Source organism: Methylobacterium sp. WSM2598, from assembly GCF_000379105.1.
In the GTDB taxonomy this organism is placed as follows: Bacteria; Pseudomonadota; Alphaproteobacteria; order Rhizobiales; family Beijerinckiaceae; genus Methylobacterium.
The window spans coordinates 2,211,060-2,226,955 of record NZ_KB900609.1 but is presented as its reverse complement, the minus strand read 5'-3'; the positions used below and the strand labels follow the sequence as shown (position 1 = coordinate 2,226,955).

General features: G+C 74.1%; 10 protein-coding genes. 4 read left to right on the top strand and 6 right to left on the bottom strand.

Translation table 11 applies throughout. From position 1 onward, the window contains the following. Positions 1-3 precede the first annotated feature (3 nt). The 3 genes from MET2598_RS0110445 (at position 4) to MET2598_RS0110435 (ending at position 2,654) form a co-directional block, all read left to right on the top strand. Positions 4-1,014 (top strand): ABC transporter ATP-binding protein, encoded by a 1,011-nt coding sequence (locus MET2598_RS0110445; RefSeq protein WP_018260799.1) that lies wholly within the window; start codon positions 4-6, stop codon positions 1,012-1,014. Positions 1,015-1,245: 231 nt separating this feature from the next. Then, positions 1,246-1,569: a (2Fe-2S) ferredoxin domain-containing protein gene (locus MET2598_RS0110440; protein ID WP_018260798.1), complete on the top strand. Its 324-nt coding sequence runs from the start codon at positions 1,246-1,248 to the stop codon at positions 1,567-1,569. Beyond that, complete coding sequence (locus MET2598_RS0110435) at positions 1,566-2,654, top strand: lysylphosphatidylglycerol synthase domain-containing protein (RefSeq protein WP_018260797.1); 1,089 nt, start codon at positions 1,566-1,568, stop codon at positions 2,652-2,654. The genes MET2598_RS0110440 and MET2598_RS0110435 overlap by 4 nt, the downstream gene beginning before the upstream one ends. A gap of 126 nt (positions 2,655-2,780) precedes the next feature. Here the strand turns inward: MET2598_RS0110435 and MET2598_RS43720 are convergent, their stop codons facing one another. The 6 genes from MET2598_RS43720 to MET2598_RS0110400 all read right to left on the bottom strand — a co-directional run bounded on the left by MET2598_RS43720 (position 2,781) and on the right by MET2598_RS0110400 (position 14,561). Further along, complete coding sequence (locus MET2598_RS43720; RefSeq protein ID WP_442919007.1) at positions 2,781-3,875, bottom strand: methyl-accepting chemotaxis protein; 1,095 nt, start codon at positions 3,873-3,875, stop codon at positions 2,781-2,783. A gap of 1,474 nt (positions 3,876-5,349) precedes the next feature. Further along, positions 5,350-6,528 (bottom strand): cell wall hydrolase, encoded by a 1,179-nt coding sequence (locus tag MET2598_RS0110425; protein WP_018260795.1) that lies wholly within the window; start codon positions 6,526-6,528, stop codon positions 5,350-5,352. Positions 6,529-6,787: 259 nt separating this feature from the next. Continuing rightward, a complete protein-coding gene (gene ppdK / locus MET2598_RS0110415; RefSeq protein ID WP_018260793.1) occupies positions 6,788-9,463 on the bottom strand; it encodes a pyruvate, phosphate dikinase in 2,676 nt (891 codons plus the stop codon). A 159-nt stretch (positions 9,464-9,622) separates the two neighbouring features. After that, a complete protein-coding gene (locus MET2598_RS0110410) occupies positions 9,623-10,282 on the bottom strand; it encodes a L,D-transpeptidase (protein WP_018260792.1) in 660 nt (219 codons plus the stop codon). Between the two features lie 203 nt (positions 10,283-10,485). Beyond that, complete coding sequence (locus MET2598_RS0110405) at positions 10,486-12,870, bottom strand: putative bifunctional diguanylate cyclase/phosphodiesterase (RefSeq protein ID WP_018260791.1); 2,385 nt, start codon at positions 12,868-12,870, stop codon at positions 10,486-10,488. 143 nt (positions 12,871-13,013) lie between these two features. Then, a complete protein-coding gene (locus MET2598_RS0110400) occupies positions 13,014-14,561 on the bottom strand; it encodes an acetolactate synthase large subunit (protein WP_018260790.1) in 1,548 nt (515 codons plus the stop codon). Between the two features lie 240 nt (positions 14,562-14,801). Here MET2598_RS0110400 and MET2598_RS0110395 point away from each other — a divergent pair, with 240 nt between their 5' ends. Further along, a complete protein-coding gene (locus MET2598_RS0110395; RefSeq protein WP_018260789.1) occupies positions 14,802-15,860 on the top strand; it encodes a zinc-binding metallopeptidase family protein in 1,059 nt (352 codons plus the stop codon). Positions 15,861-15,896 lie beyond the last annotated feature (36 nt).

Sequence of the window (15,896 nt, the reverse complement as noted above, 5' to 3'; positions counted from 1 at the left end):
TCCATGAACGCACCCCTGCGCAGCCCCGAGGCGGCGGCCGCCGACGCCCTCGTCGAGGTCCGCGGCCTCACGGTGGATTTCCTGGGCGGCCGCAAGCCGGTCCGGGCGGTCGGCGGCGTCGACCTCGACCTGCGGGCCGGCGACGCCCTGGCGCTGCTCGGCGAATCCGGCTCGGGCAAGAGCGTGACGCTGCGCGCCCTGATGCGGCTCCTGCCCGAGAGGAGCACCCGGATCGGCGGCAGCCTGCGGGTCGACGGCCAGGACGTCCTCGCCCTCGGGCGGCGCAGCCTCGCGGCCTATCGCGGCGGCACGGTCTCGATGATCTTCCAGGATCCCGGCCTCGCCCTGGATCCCGTCTACCGGATCGGCGACCAGATCGCCGAGGCGGTGGTCCGCCACGAGGGCGCGAGCTTCGCGAAGGGGCGGGCGCGGGCGCTCGAACTCTTCGAGCGGGTGCACATCCCCTCGGCGTCGCGCCGGCTCGACGCCTACCCGCACGAGATGTCGGGGGGCATGCGCCAGCGCGCCATGATCGCGCTGGCGCTGGCCTGCAAGCCGAAGCTGCTCCTCGCCGACGAGCCGACCACCGCCCTCGACGCGACCGTGCAGATCCAGATCCTCCTCCTGCTGCGCGAATTGCAGCGGGATCTCGGCCTCGCGGTGATCTTCGTGACCCACGATGTCGGGGTCGCCGTCCAGGTCGCGGACCGGGTGGCGGTGATGTATGGCGGCCACCTCGTCGAGGTCGGGGCGAGCGGCGAGGTGATTGGCACGCCCGCCCATCCCTACACGCAGGGACTGCTCGCCTCGCGCATCACGCCGGCCTCGCCGAAGGGCGTGCGGCTCGCGACCATCCCGGGCTCGCCGCCGGACCTCGCCGATCCGCCGCCCGGCTGCCCCTTCGAGCCCCGCTGCGCCCGCGCGGCGCCGCCCTGCCGGGCGGGTCTGCCGCCCCGGATCGCGGTGGCGCCGGGCCACGCGGCGCGCTGCGTTCGCCTCGGCGCGTCACCCTGACGGCGCGAGCGTGGCGGAAGCGCCGCGCGACCTCGGCCGTTCCGCGATGGTCGCGTCCGTCGCAGGCGAGTCGCTCCCGTGCCGAAAGCCCCCTTCCCGTCCCGCCGGAGCGATCGCCCGCGATCCTCCGGCGCTTCCCCGTGTCGCGGGGCGCCGCAGCATGCCGCGTTGCGGGGCCGGCCGGCCCTCGCTACCTCCCCGGCCGGCCCGTCGGGGGCCTGGAGGGACGGTGTGAGCGCGAGCGACAGCGCGGTGCGGCGGCGGCCGAGAGCGGCCGCGGCGCCCTGGAACGACCTCGTCGTGGTCTGCGCGACATGCGCCAAGCGGCAGGGCCTGGGCGGCCGGGTGCGCAAGGACCTGAAGCGGGCGCTCAAGCGCGCCCGCCCCGAGCGCAAGGTCCGCGTCGTCGAGACCGGCTGCCTCGGCCTCTGCCCGAAGCGCAGCCTCACCTTCGCGACGCCGGCCTCCCTGCGGGCCGGGCGCCTCCTCGTCCTCGACCCGGCGACGGAGGCCGAGACCATGGCGGAGATCCTGGTGCCGGAGCCCCACCGGTGAGCGGCGGCGCGCCCGCGGCGACGCGCCGGCTCGCCCGCGCCCTGATGCGGCGCGTCCCCCTGATCGGGGCGCTCGCCGGCCTCGTCCTCGCCCTCTGGCTGGTGAGCGTGCACGATCTCTCCGCGGTCGCCACCGCCTTCGGGCGGATCGGCCCGGCGGGCCTGGCGGCCGTGGTGCTGGTGCGGGCGCTCGTCGTGCTGCTCTGCGGCCTCGCCTGGGCCCGGGTGGCGGGGGTGCCGCAGATCGGTGCCGGGCCCTTCGTGCTGCTGCGCTTCGTGCGCGAGGGCGTGAACGTGCTCCTGCCCGTCGCCTCGGTGGGCGGCGAGGTGCTGGGCGGGCGTCTCCTCACCTTCTGGGGCGTGGCCGGGCCGGTCGCGGCGGCGGGCATCGTGGTCGACCTGTTCTTCCAGATCGTCGGCCTCGCCCTGTTCGCGCTGTTCGGGATGGTCCTGCTGCTCCGGGTCGAGGGCGAGCAGGCGGCGCAGGTCGCGGCCTGGTGCGCGCAGGGTCTCGCCCTCGCCGCCCTGGTCCTCGGCGGCTTCTACGCGGTGCAGCGCTTCGGCGGCGCGGGCGCGGTCGAGCGCCGGATCGCGGCGCTCGGGCGGCGCTTCATGCGCGAGGCCTCTGGGACCGCGCCCGAGATCGGCGTGCAGCAGGCCCTCGACGCGCTCTGGGACCTGCGGCGCTGGCGGGTGCTGGCGGAGGGGTTCCTGCTGCACCTCGCGGCCTGGTTCGCGGGCGCGCTGGAGATCTGGATCGCCCTCACCTGCATCGGGGTGGAGCACGTCTCGCTGACCGAGGCGCTGGTGCTCGAATCGCTCAGCCAGGCGATCCGCTCGGCGGCCTTCCCGGTCCCGAGCGGCCTCGGCGTGCAGGAGGGCGGGCTGGTCCTCCTCGGCGGGCTGTTCGGCGTCGATCCCGGGACGGCGCTCGCCCTCTCGCTGGTCAAGCGCGTGCCGGACGTGGTGCTCGGCCTGCCCTCCCTCCTGCTGTGGCAGGCGATCGAGGGGCGCCGCGAGGCGGTGGCGCGCCCGGCCGCGTGCGGGGCGCGCATGGCGGGGTCGCTGCCGCGGGTGGAAGGCTGAGCGGGATCCGGATCGGTCCTCGCGGCCGTCCGGAGCCTTGCCGGGCCGGCGCGCGCCGCGGAAGCGGTGCGTCGGGCCCGGCGGCCCGGCGAATCCTCGTCCGCGGCGACGCCGCGGCACCGTCGGTCAGGCGGCCCGGACCGAGGCCACGAAGCGCACCATCTCGGCCCGCAGCACCTCCGCCTGGCGCGCCAGCTCGCTCGCCGAGGCCAGGATCTGGTCCGCCCCCGCCCCGGTCTCGGCCGCGGCCCGGGCCACATCCGCGATCGTGGTCGTCACCTCCGAGGTCCCGGCCGAGGCGTGGCTCACCGATTGCACGATCTCCCGCGTGGCCGCGCTCTGCTGCGTCACCGCCGCGGCGATCGCCGNGGCCGTGGCGTTGATCGTCGCGATCGTGCGCGAGATGCCCTCGATCGCCGGAACCGCCCGCTGCATCGTCCCCTGGATCGCCGAGACCTGCCCGGCGATCTCGCTGGCCGCCTTGCCGGTCTGCTCGGCCAGGCTCTTCACCTCCGCGGCCACCACCGCGAAGCCGCGCCCCGCCTCGCCGGCCCGCGCCGCCTCGATCGTGGCGTTCAAGGCCAGCAGGTTGGTCTGGCCCGCGATCCCGGAGATCATCTCGATGATCGCGCCGATCCGCGAGGCGCCCGCCGACAGGTCCGCCACGATGGCGGCGGTCGCGGTGGCCTCGTGGACGGCCCCGCTCGCCAGCTGGGCCGCGTGCTCGACCTGCCGGCCGATCTCGACGACCGAGCTGCCGAGCTCCTCGGCGGCGCCGGCCACCGCGGTGACGTTGCCGGCGGCCTGCCCGGCGGCGGCGGTGACGGTGCGCGACTGGCGCGAGGCGTGGTCGGCCGAGCCGGTCAGGTGCTGGGCGGTGGCCTGGAGTTCGGTGGCGGCCGAGGACACGACCTGCACGATCGCGCCGACCGAGTGCTCGAAGGCGTCGGCCAGCTCGGTCATGGCGCGCCGGCGCACGGCCTCGCCGTCGCGGCGGGCGGCCTCGGCCTCGGCCTCGAGGGTGCGGTTGCGGGCCAGCCCGTCGCGGAAGACGTGGACGGCCTCGGCCATCGAGCCGATCTCGTCGCGCCGGCCGACGCCCGGGATGGCGGCGTCGAGGTCGCCCGAGGCGATGCGGTGCATGCTGGCGGTCATGGCGGCGAGCGGCCGGGTGACGCGGGTCCGGATGAGCCAGAAGGCGGCGGCGGCGATGGCCAGCATGGACGCGAGGGTGAACCAGGCGAGCCGGGCCTCGGACCGCGCCCGGGCCGAGAGGTCCTCGATCCGCGCGATCGCGCTGTCGAAGGCGGCGTCGCGCGCCTCCAGCACGATCCGCCACATCTTGAGCGTCACCTCGCGGAAGCGCGGCGCATCCATGCTGAACTGGCCGGTAGCGAATTCCGTGCCGAGCGAGGCGCGCAGGGCCTTGAAGGGCTCGTGGTAGCCGGCGGTGGCCTGCCGGATCGCCTCGCGCAGGGCGGGCGCGGTGGTCGGGCGGGCGCCGGTCGCGGCGATGCGGGTCCAGATCGGGTGCAGCTGCCCGTCCAGCTGGGTGAGCGTGGTGCGGGTCGCCTCGGGCACCGGCTTGCCCTGGACGATCAGGTTCTGGAGGATGCCGCCGATGCGCCCGGCCACGTCGCGCAATTCCCACACGGTGAGAGCGAGATCGCCGGCGCCGAAGGCGACGCCGTCGACCTGCGCGATCGCTGCCAGCTGCGCGTGGATCATGCCGATGATCGCCTCGTTCATCCGGCTCGTGGTGTCGATCGCGGCCTCGGCGGCGTTGCCGCGCTGCGCGATCGGCACGCCGCGGATCATCTCCTCGCTGCGTCGGCGCAGGTCGGCGAAGACCTCCCGCTGGCGGTCGAGTTCGGCCCGAACGGGCGCGAGTTCAGGCAGCGCCTCGACGAGTTGCCCGACCGCGGCCTGCGCGGCCCGGAAGGCGGCGTCGGCCGGCTTGCGGGCGTCGATCAGGGCTTGGCTCTGGGAGGTGTCGCCGGGCGCCACGGTGCCGAGCTGCAGCTGCATGAGGCCGCGCTCCGGATTGGCCGCGGCCGGGATGTCGGCGAGCGCCTTGGCGGCCTTCAGCCGGGTCAGGGTGACGGCGTAGGTGTCGAGGTGATGCTGGTGTCCGAGGCCGATCCAGAGCGCCAGCCCGCAGCCGAGCAGGGCGAGCGCGAGTACGATCGTCGGAAGCAGCCTTGCGAGCCTCATGATTGTCCCCTGTTCGGCAGATCGACAGCACACGGGTCGGGCGCCGTCCTCGCGGAACGGCGCTGCGCGGATCTGGCCCGACTTGGGATGACGACCGCCGCGGCGATGCCGGGGCCGACCTTGAGACTAGCCACGTTCCTTGCGGAAATACGCATAAGGCGCGTTTCCTTACGTTTCGTAAGGAACGATCGGCCTCGCGCCTCGGGCGCAGCGGCCCGCCACCGCTTCGCTGACCGGATCGGCCGGTCCGCGCCCGCGGCGGGGCAATGCCGAGCGCTCCTTCCGGTAGGCCTTTCGGCCGCTCTCGCCTCGCCGCGAGGGCGGCGCGAGCCGCGCGGGGGCCGCGCCTCACCGCGCGGGTGCCTGCGAGCCGCCTGCCCGGTCCCCGGCGGCCTCGGCCCGGGAGGGCTGCGCGACGGGCTTCGGCGCGGCGCGACCGACTTCGCCGCGCGCCGCACCTGCAGGGCCGCCCCGCCGGCCCTCAGGTCTGGCCGGGCTTGAGCTGGTAGAAGATGTGACGGCCGATCACGTCCATCTTCTTGAGCCGGCGCGACCAGCGCGGGCGGACGTAGTCGGCGTGGTAATGGGTCGCCCCGCCGACATCGGCGAGGTAGGTGCGGCCCTCGACGACCTCCCGGGCCACGCGCGTCGCGGTGGTCCAGGCGCTCTCGTCGGTGATGCGCAGCGAGCGGCCCTCGCAGGCGAAGGAGAACTGGCAGCCGAGGTAGCGGTGCCGGTTCTGGTAGACCACCCCGCAGATGTTGGACGGGTAGAGCCCGCTCTTGGCGCGGTTGAGCACCACCTGCGCCACCGCCGCCTGGCCCTGCTCGGGTTCTCCGCGCGCCTCGAAATAGACCGCCTCGGCGAGGCAGCGCTGCTCCTTCTCGGCATTGTCGGGCGTGATCAGGGCCGCGTAGCGGCGCCGCGCCTCCTCGGTCGGCAGCACCTCGGGGCTGATCCGCGCCGCATGGGTGAGGCCGGGGCGCGCGTCGAGGCGCGAGGACGGCAGCCCGCCCACGACCGGGGCCGCCGCGACCTCGATCGGGATGGCGTCCGCCGGGGCCGGCGTCGTCGAGGACAATGCGACGGCGCGGGGCACCGCCGGGGTGGCGCCGTCCTGGCGGGCGTCCTGGGTCCGCCCGCCGGTCGAGGCGCCCCGCGTCTCGTCGCTGGCGGCGCTCGACGGGGAACTCTCGGAGGGCCGCTCGCCGCCCACCGGCGGGCTCCCGCCCGGTGGAAACGGCACGAAGCCGGTCTCGTCGGGGTCGGGCGTCCAGGTGGCCGGCCCGGGCGTCAGGGCGGCGGCGACGCCGCTCCCGGCGCCGCCGAGCCAGCCCCTGCGCAGGGAAGCGAGGCGCCGCCGCGCGCTCTCCTGGCGCCCAGGCGCGAGGGCGTCCGCCTTGGCCGCGCGCTGCGGCAGCGGCGACGGCCCGGCATGGGACTTGAGGTCGGGATGCAGCGGCGCCGCGTCGAGGGGCTCGGCGAAGAGCCCGCTTGGCGGCACCAGCCCGCTTGGCGGGAGAGGCGGCGACGCGTGGGCCGAGAGGAGCGCCACCGTGCTGGCCCCGAAGGACGAGTCGACGCCGGCCGCCGCCGTGAACGAGACCAGGACCCCCCCGGCCACGAGCCACGGCGCCGTCGCGGCGCCGATCCAGCGCACGCCTCGCCCTCTTCTCCCGCGCCCTGCTCCCACGTTCCGATCCCACGGCTGTTGCGCCAGAAGCCGCGTGACGGCCGGGGACGATGATCGGGAAGTATGGTTGAGCGGGCGTTAACGGCGGCGCCGCGCCCGAGCGGCGAGGCGCCGGACGGCGTCATCCGCTGTCCGGACGATCACGTCCGGACAGCGTCTGAGAAGCCCGCGCGGTGCGTGAGGCAGGCCGACATCCGCCTGGCGACGCAAGCCGTCGGATGTCGGATCAGGCCTCTCCGCGCGGCCTGATCGAGAGCGCCGCCTGGGCGGCGGCGAGCCGGGCGATCGGCACCCGGTAGGGCGAGCAGGACACGTAGTCGAGGCCGACCTCCTGGCAGAAGGCGATCGAGGCGGGGTCACCCCCGTGCTCGCCGCAGATGCCGAGCTTGATGCCCGGGCGCACCGCCCGGCCGCGCTCGACCCCGAGCCGCACCAGTTCGCCCACGCCCTCCTGGTCGATCGACACGAAGGGGTCGGAGGAGAGGATGCCGCTCTTCGTGTAGGGCCCCAGGAAGGTGCCGGCGTCGTCCCGGCTGATGCCGAGCGTCGTCTGGGTCAGGTCGTTGGTACCGAAGGAGAAGAACTCCGCCGTCTGCGCGATGTCGCCGGCCCGCAGGGCCGCCCGCGGCAACTCGATCATCGTGCCGACCTGGTACTCGACCGACGCGCCGGTCTCCTGCGCCACGGCCTTGCCCATGGCGTCGATGCGCGCCTTGACGAGGTCGAACTCGGCCTTGGTGAACACCAGGGGCACCATCACCTCGGGGATGACGGGCTTTCCGGTCCGCGTGGCGGCCTCGACGGCGGCCTCGAAGATCGCGCGGGCCTGCATCTCGGCGATCTCCGGGAACAGGATCGCCAGCCGGCAGCCGCGGAAGCCGAGCATCGGGTTGGTCTCGTGCAGCTCGGTCATGCGGCGGCGCAGCTTGTCGGCCGGCAGGCCCGTCTCGGCGGCGAAGGCCGCGACCTCCTCCTCCTTGGGCAGGAACTCGTGCAGCGGCGGGTCGAGCAGCCGGATCGTCACCGGCAGGCCCGACATGATGGTGAAGAGCTCGACGAAATCCGCCCGCTGGTAGGGGAGGAGCTTGGCGAGCGCCGCGCGCCGCCCCTCGGCGTCGTCCGAGAGGATCATCTCGCGCACGGCCGTGATGCGGCCCTCGTCGAAGAACATGTGCTCGGTGCGCGACAGGCCGATGCCCTCGGCGCCGAAGGTCCGCGCCGCCCGCGCATCCGCCGGGGTCTCGGCATTGGCGCGCACCTTCATGGTGCGGACCTCGTCGGCCCAGCCCATCAGGGTGGCGAAGTCGCCCGAGAGTTCGGGCTCCAGCATCGGCATCTCGCCCTGGATCACCTGCCCGTTGGAGCCGTCGATCGTGACGAGGTCGCCGGCCTTCAGAGTCACGCCGCCGACCGAGAGGGTGCGGGCGTTGTAGTCGACGCGGATCGCGCCCGCGCCGGAGACGCAGGGCTTGCCCATCCCGCGCGCCACCACGGCCGCGTGCGAGGTCATGCCGCCGCGGGTGGTCAGGATGCCCTCCGCCGCGTGCATCCCGTGGATGTCCTCGGGCGAGGTCTCGACCCGCACCAGGATGACCTTGCGCTCGGCCTTCCTGGCCGCCTCGGCCTCCTCCGAGTTGAACACGATCTCGCCGCAGGCCGCCCCCGGCGAGGCCGGCAGGCCGGTCGCGATCACGCGGCGCTCGGCCTTCGGGTCGATGGTCGGGTGCAGGAGCTGGTCGAGCGAGGCCGGCTCGACCCGCCCGATCGCCTCCTGGCGGGTGATGAGCCCCTCGCCGGCGAGTTCGACGGCGATGCGCAGGGCCGCCTTGGCGGTGCGCTTGCCGTTGCGGGTCTGCAGCATCCAGAGCTTCCCGTTCTCGACGGTGAACTCCATGTCCTGCATGTCGCGGTAGTGCTTCTCCAGCAGCCCGTAGATGCGCACGAGCTCCGCGTAGGCCTCCGGCATCGCCCGCTCCATCGAGGGCTTGTCGGAGCCGGACTCGATCCGGGCCGCCTCGGTGATGTCCTGCGGGGTGCGGATGCCCGCCACCACGTCCTCGCCCTGGGCGTTGATCAGGAACTCGCCGTAGAGCGCGCGCTCGCCCGTCGAGGGGTTGCGCGTGAAGGCGACGCCGGTCGCGGACGTGTCGCCCATGTTGCCGAACACCATGGCCTGCACGTTGACCGCGGTGCCCCAGCTCTCCGGGATGGCGTGCAATTCGCGGTACTTGTTGGCGCGCGGGTTCCGCCACGAGCCGAACACCGCCCCGATCGCGCCCCAGAGCTGGGCCTGCGGGTCCTGCGGGAAGTCCTGCCCGAGCTCGCGCTTCACGATGCTCTTGTACTCGCCGATCAGGTGCTTCCAGTCCTGGGCGGAGAGGTCGGTGTCGAGCTCGAGCCCCTTCGTCTCCTTGTAGTGCTCGAGCGCCTCCTCGAAGGTGTGGTGCTCCACCCCGAGCACCACGTTCGCGTACATGGTGATGAAGCGCCGGTAGCTGTCGTAGGCGAAGCGCGGGTCGCCCGCGCCGCGGGCCAGCGCCTCGACGGTGACGTCGTTGAGGCCGAGATTGAGCACCGTGTCCATCATGCCCGGCATGGAGGCCCGGGCGCCGGAGCGGACCGAGACCAGCAACGGCGTCTCGGAATCGCCGAAGCGGCGGCCGGTGAGCCCTCCCACCGCCTCCAGGGCGGCGTCGACCTGATCCTTGAGCTCGGGCGGGTACTCCCGCCCGTGGTCGTAGAAGTAGGTGCAGACCTCGGTCGTGATCGTGAAGCCCGGGGGCACCGGCAGCCCGAGATTCGACATCTCGGCAAGGTTCGCGCCCTTCCCGCCGAGCAGGTTGCGCATCGACGACTGGCCCTCGGCCTTGCCGTCGCCGAAGGTGTAGACCCACTTCGCCATCGTGTTCGTCCGTTTGTCCGGGTTGCGACCCCACGCGTCGCCGGGGTTGGACCATCCCAAGGCACAACGCAAGCTGAACGGTGCGCCGCGCACCTGACGCGCGGGCGGCGGGGGCCCTGCTCCGCGCCGCGCCGGGGCCGGCGCGCGGGTCCCGGAATCTCAGACCCGGTACCGGCCGTGCCGCTTCACCAGGACGGTCGTCCCCACCGGCACGCGGCCGTAGAGGTCGACGATGTCCTCGTTGAGCATGCGCACGCAGCCCGAGGACATCTGCTCGCCGATGCTCCAGGGCTCGTTGGTGCCGTGGATGCGGAAGAGGATGTCGCGCCCGCCCTGGTAGAGGTAGAGGGCGCGTGCCCCGAGCGGGTTGTCGAGCCCGCCCTTGCGCGAGCGGGGCAGGTCCGGGTTGAGGCCGACCATGGTGCGGGTCGGCCCCCAATCGGGCCAGACACCCTTGCGGCCGATCGTGGCGGTGCCCTTCCAGGAGAAGCCGAGCTTGCCCACGCCGACGCCGTAGCGGATGGCCTCGCCCCCGTCCTGCACGAGGTAGAGCAGGCGCTCGTCGATATCGACCACGATCGTGCCGGGCTTCTCGGGGCCCGCATAGGCCACGACCTGGCGCCGGTACTTCGGGTCGATCCGGCCGCGGTCGACCAGCGGCACCTCGAAGGGCTGGTCGGGCATCGTGCCGATGTACCAGGCCGCATCCTCGTCGGTCGCCGCCACACCGGTCGCCGCCACCTGGGCCGGCCCGCGGGCTTGGCAGGCGGCGAGCGACAGGCTCGCCAGGAGGAGGGGGATCAGGCGGCGCGGCGTCATGGCGGGGAGCGATCCTCGGCGGGCGGTCGGATGCTCCTGCCTAGCCGCTCGCGCGGGCCGCGTGTGTGTCCCGGGAGCCGCAGCGCGCCGCCGAGCGCCCGTCCGGCGGCGACCCCGGCGCGGAACCCGGATCCGAGCCGAACGGCCGCGGCGCTTGAGCGAGGCCGACATCCGCATGGCGAAGCAATCCGTCGGATGTCGGATCAGGCAGCGAGGAGCGGGCGCAGGGCCGCGGCCGGGACCGGGCGGCCGAGAAGGTAGCCCTGCACCACGTCGCAGCCGAAGGCGCGCAGCTGCTCCAGCTGCCGGGGCGTCTCGACGCCCTCGCCCACCGTGACGATGCCGAGGCTGCGGCCGAGATTCGTGACGGCCCGGACGATGGCGGCACTCTGCGGGTCCTCGCCGAGGCGGCCGACGAAGGACCGGTCGATCTTGATCTGGTCGAACGGGAAGGCGCGCAGGTAGCTGAGGCTGGCGTAGCCTGTCCCGAAATCGTCGATGGCGATCCGCACGCCGAGCGCGCGCAACTCGCTCAGGATCGCGACGTTCGCCGCGTCCTCGGAGAGCAGGACCGTCTCGGTGATCTCCAGGTCGAGGCGCCGGGGGTCGAGCCCGGTCTCGGCGAGGATCGCCGTCACCGAGAGGGCGAGGCCCGGGCTGCGGAACTGCGCGGGCGACAGGTTCACCGCGACGCGCAGCGGGACGCTCCAGCCGGCCGCCTCCCGGCAGGCCGCGCGCAGCACGAAGGCCCCGAGCTCGCCGATCAGGCCGAGATCCTCGGCGAGGGGCACGAATTCGCCCGGGGGGACGAAGCCGCGCGCCGGGTGGCGCCAGCGCAGCAGGGCCTCGCAGCCGAGGATGCGCAGCGTGCGGCAATCGTGGAGCGGCTGGTAGTGCACCTCAAGCGCGCCGGCCTCCAGGGCGGCGCGCAGGTCGGCTTCCAGGATGCGGCGGGCCTGGATCGCCTCGTCCATCGCCGGCTCGAACGCGACGGCGGTGCCGCGCCCGGCCGCCTTGGCGGCGTAGAGCGCCATGTCGGCCCGGCGCAGCAGCACGTCCGGATCCGTGCCGTCGGCGGGCAGGAGCGCGACGCCGACGCTCGCGCCCACCTGGACGGCCTGGCCCGCGACCAGGAAGGGCTGCTGCGCGAGCGCCGCGATGACGCGCCGCGCCGTCGCCATCACCGCCTCCGGCCCGTCCGCGGGCGCGAGCAGGGCGAATTCGTCGCCCCCGAGCCGCGCCACGCTGCCGTCCTGCGCGCAGGAGGCGAGGCGCTGGGCGGCCTGGCGCAGCAGCTCGTCGCCGGCCGGATGGCCCAGCGTGTCGTTGACGAGCTTGAAGCGGTCGAGGTCGAGGCAGAGCAGCCCGGCGCTCCGCCCGTCCCGGGCCTGCGCCTCAAGGGCCGCCACGATCCGCTGCCGGAACAGCACCCGGTTGGGCAGGTCGGTCAGCGCGTCGTGATGCGCCATGTGGGTGATCCGCGCCTCGGCCCGGCGCCGCTCGGTCACGTCCACCAGGGCGGTGAGCGTCGCCGACCGGCCCTCGAAGGGGATGCGGCGCGAATAGGCCGCGACCTCGATCACGCTGCCGTCGCGGCGGCGGTGGCGCGCGGGCGCCTCGCCGCTGCCGGCGCCGCCCGCGACCGCGAGGTCGCGCAGGCTCATGCGCAGGAAGTCCGGCGACGCGTAGCCGTAATGGCCGATCGCGGCGTCGTTCACGGCCAGGAAGCGGCCGGCCTCGTCCGTCACCCACATCGGCAGCGGGTTGGTCTCGAACAGCAGGCGGGCGGATTCCTCCCGCGCCTTGACGTCGCCGATGTCGGTCAGCGTGAGGCCCAGGTGATCCCCGAGGGAGGCGGCCTCGATCTTGAGGTGGAGCACGGCCCCGTCCGCGCGCCGATAGGCCGCCTCGAAGCTCAGGCGCCCGGACGCGCCGGCGATGGGGCGCAGGCGCCCCGTGGTGGCCTCGGCGACGGGGCCCGGCAGGATCGCGGACAGGCGCCGCCACATCAGCGCCGCCGCCGGCCCGCCGATCATCGCGGCCGCGGCCTCGTTCAGCGCCACGACCTGGAAGTCGACGACGCCGCCGGCCTCGTCCCGCACGGCGCTGAGCGCCAGGATGCCCTGGCCGGTGGCGCGCAGGATCGCCTTGAGGAGGTTGGTGCGGCTCGTCTCGCCGAGCAGGCAGAGCAGGACGTAGCGGCCCCCCGTCCGGTCGCGCAGCGGCAGGCCGAGGATCTCGGTGGAGAGCACCATCCCGCCGCTGACCTGGTTGCAGCGCGCCCGCACGGGCTGCCCGCCCGCGAGCGCGTCCCGCAGGATCGCCCCGAGGGAATGGCCGAGGCCCTCCCCCAGCGCCGCGACCGCGACCCCCTGCGGCGGGCGCCCGAGCCAGGCCTCGAAGGCCTCGCCGCTCCACAGCACGTGCGCCGGATCCTCGCCGGGCAGGGCCACGAGGGCGGCGCGCGGCGCCGCCCGCCCGAGATTGCCGAGAACCACATCCTCGTAGAAGGGCAGGCCGCGCGCGGCGGCCTGCGCGGAAGACCAGCCGCGAAGCAGCGCGTCGGTTGCCGTCGGATCGGTCGCCATGGTCACCGTAATTCCACGCAGAACCGAACCATGTCTCGCGCGGCCGGCGTTACGCTCTGCTGAAATTTTGCCGGCTTTACCCAGAGAATCTGCAGTGCCGGCGCGATTTTGCGCGTCCGGCGTGTTTTGTGCGCCCCTCTCAATCAAAGGGCCACTTCGATCAGGAAGGGTCCGCGCCGCGCGAGGGCGCGCGTCAGGACGTCGACGAGGCGCGGCAGGGTCTCGACCCGGCAGCCCTCGACGCCGTAGCCGCGCGCGAGGCTCGGCCAGTCGATCGGCGGATCGTCGAGGGTGAGCATGTCGAGGGCCTTGCGGCCCGGATTGGCCCCCACATGCGCGAGTTCCGCCCGCAGGATGGCGTAGGAGCGGTTCGACCAGATCAGGGTGACGACGTCGAGCCCCTCGCGGGCCTGGGTCCAGAGCGATTGCGCCGTGTAGAGCGCGCTGCCGTCCGCCTGCAGGGCGATGACCTTGCGGTCCGGGCAGGCCACGGCGGCGCCCGTCGCCATCGGGATCCCGAGCCCGATCGCGCCGCCGCTGAGCTGCAGCCAGGTATGGGGCGCAGCGCCCTGCGTGACGGGGAAGAAGTTCCGGCCGGTGGTGATCGACTCGTCGCAGATGATCGCTCCCTCCGGGATCAGGGCACCGAGCACCTGCCCGACGCTGTCCTGGTCGAGGCGCTCGCCGCCCGGCAGGACCGGGCGGGCGGGGGCCGGGAGGTCCGCCGCGGCCGGCGCGCCGACCGCCTCGGCGAGGCGCTCCAGCGCGTCGATCTGGTCCTGCTCGGGGGCGGCCAGGGCGAAGACGTCGCAGGTCGGCGCCGCCAGCGCGGAAGGCTTGCCCGGATAGGCGAAGAAGGCGACCGGCAGCGTCGCCCCGACCAGGATGATGTGCCGGAAGGGGGCGAGCACCGCCCGGGCGGGATCGACCGGGTAGGGCAGCCGCTCGATCGGCACGCTGCCGGCGCCGCGGTCGATCCGGGCGTTCGAGGTCATGGCGAGGAGCTGCGCCCCGGTCCGGGCCGCGATCCGGGCCGCGATCCGCCGTCCCTCCCCGCGCACCGCCCGGTCGCCGAGATGCAGCAGCACCGGCTCGCCGCTGGCGAGCGCCGCGGCCGCGTGGGTGATCGCCTCGTCCGGCACCCGCGCCCGCGCCGGGATGGCCGGCACGGGCGCCACCCCGCCTCCCTCCTCCCAGGCGGTGTCGGCGGGCAGGATCAGCGTCGCGACCCCGCCGGGCGGCGTCAGGGCGGCGGCGACCGCCGCCGCGCCGTCCCGCGCCACCTCCCGGGCGCTCAGCCCCGTGCGGAGCCAGGCCGAGACGGGCCGCGCCAGCCCCTCGATGTCGGAGGTCAGGGGCGCGTCGAAGGCGCGGTGGTAGGTCGCGTGCTCGCCCACGATGTTGACCATCGGCGAGCGTGCCCGCCGGGCATTGTGGAGATTCGCGATGCCGTTGCCGAGGCCGGGGCCGAGGTGGAGGAGCGTCGAGGCGGGCCGGTCGGTCATCCGGGCGTAGCCGTCCGCCGCGCCGGTCGCCCCGCCCTCGAACAGGCACAGCACCGCGCGCATCCCCTCGACCCGGTCCAGGGCCGCCACGAAGTGCATCTCGGACGTGCCCGGATTGGTAAAGCAGACCTCGACGCCGCCCGCGACCAATGTGCGGACCAGGCTCTCGGCACCATTCATGGTCATCGGCGGGCGCTCCTCCGTCCCTGTGACGTCGCCGCCGATATAGCGCCGCCCGAGGGATCCCAAAGCCCGCCCGCCCGTTACGGGTGCAAGGCTCGGCCGTTCGGCCCGCGGCCGCTTCCCGGACGCGCCCGCGGTTCCCGCCGGAACCGGGGCGCGCCGGGCTTCCACCCTTACGGCACCGCCCTCGACGGACCGGCATCCGCGTCGTCGGGCGGTGCCCTGCATGGCGGCGAGGCTCCGATGCGACTGTTCCAGTGCCAGTTCTGCGGCAACATCCTGTACTACGAGAACCACACCTGCGAGCGCTGCGGGCACCGGCTCGCCTACCTGCCCGAGACCGGCACGCTCTCGGCCCTGGAGCCGGTGGGCGACGGGTCCTGGACGCCGCTCGCCGCCCCGGACCGGCCCGGCCTGTTCTGCACCAATGCCGAGCACGACGCCTGCAACTGGCTGGTGCCGCCCGGCACGCGCGACGCGTTCTGCCTCGCCTGCCGCCACAACGGCACCATCCCGGACATCTCCGATCCGGGCCGGCTCCTGGCGTGGCGGAAGATGGAATCGGCCAAGCACCGGCTGTTCTACACCCTGCTGCGCTGGAACCTGCCGCTCCACACCCGCGCGGAGGATCCCGAGCACGGGCTGATCTTCAACTTCCTGGCCGATCCGCCCGCGGACGGCCCGAAGGTGATGACCGGCCACGACAACGGCGTCATCACCATCGCGCTCGTCGAGGCGGACGACGCCGAGCGCGAGCGCCGCCGCGCCGCGATGGGCGAGCCCTACCGCACGCTGCTCGGCCATTTCCGCCACGAGGTCGGCCACCATTACTGGGACGTGCTGGTCCGCGACGCCGGCAAGCTCGACGCCTGCCGGGCCGTCTTCGGCGACGATTCCGAGAGTTACGAGGAGGCGCTGAAGCGCCACTACGCGGAGGGCGTGCCGCCGAACTGGCAGGAGAACTTCGTCTCGGCCTACGCGACGACGCATCCCTGGGAGGACTTCGCCGAGACCTGGGCGCATTACCTTCACATCGTCGACACGCTGGAGATGGCGAGCGCCTTCGGCATGCAGGTCCAGCCGCTCCTCGACGCGACCGGGACGCTCGCCGCCCGGATCGGCTTCGACCCCTACAGGGCCGACAGCATCGAGCAGGTGGTCAGCACCTGGCTGCCGGTCACCTTCGCGCTCAACAGCGTCAACCGGGCGATGGGCCTCAACGACGTCTATCCCTTCGTGCTGGCGCCCCCGGTCATCGCCAAGCTGGGCTTCATCCACGACCTCGTCCATCGGCGGATCTGACCGGGGCGCCGCCGCCGAGGCCGCGCTGGCGCCGGC

What these genes read in the sequence shown, in the direction of transcription:
- MET2598_RS0110405 (WP_018260791.1), bottom strand. Translation starts at nt 12,870, where the DNA reads ATGGCGACCGATCCGACGGCAACCGACGCGCTGCTTCGCGGCTGGTCT.
- MET2598_RS0110410 (WP_018260792.1), bottom strand. Translation starts at nt 10,282, where the DNA reads ATGACGCCGCGCCGCCTGATCCCCCTCCTCCTGGCGAGCCTGTCGCTC.
- ppdK (WP_018260793.1), bottom strand. Translation starts at nt 9,463, where the DNA reads ATGGCGAAGTGGGTCTACACCTTCGGCGACGGCAAGGCCGAGGGCCAG.
- MET2598_RS0110395 (WP_018260789.1), top strand. Translation starts at nt 14,802, where the DNA reads ATGCGACTGTTCCAGTGCCAGTTCTGCGGCAACATCCTGTACTACGAG.
- MET2598_RS0110400 (WP_018260790.1), bottom strand. Translation starts at nt 14,561, where the DNA reads ATGACCATGAATGGTGCCGAGAGCCTGGTCCGCACATTGGTCGCGGGC.
- MET2598_RS0110445 (WP_018260799.1), top strand. Translation starts at nt 4, where the DNA reads ATGAACGCACCCCTGCGCAGCCCCGAGGCGGCGGCCGCCGACGCCCTC.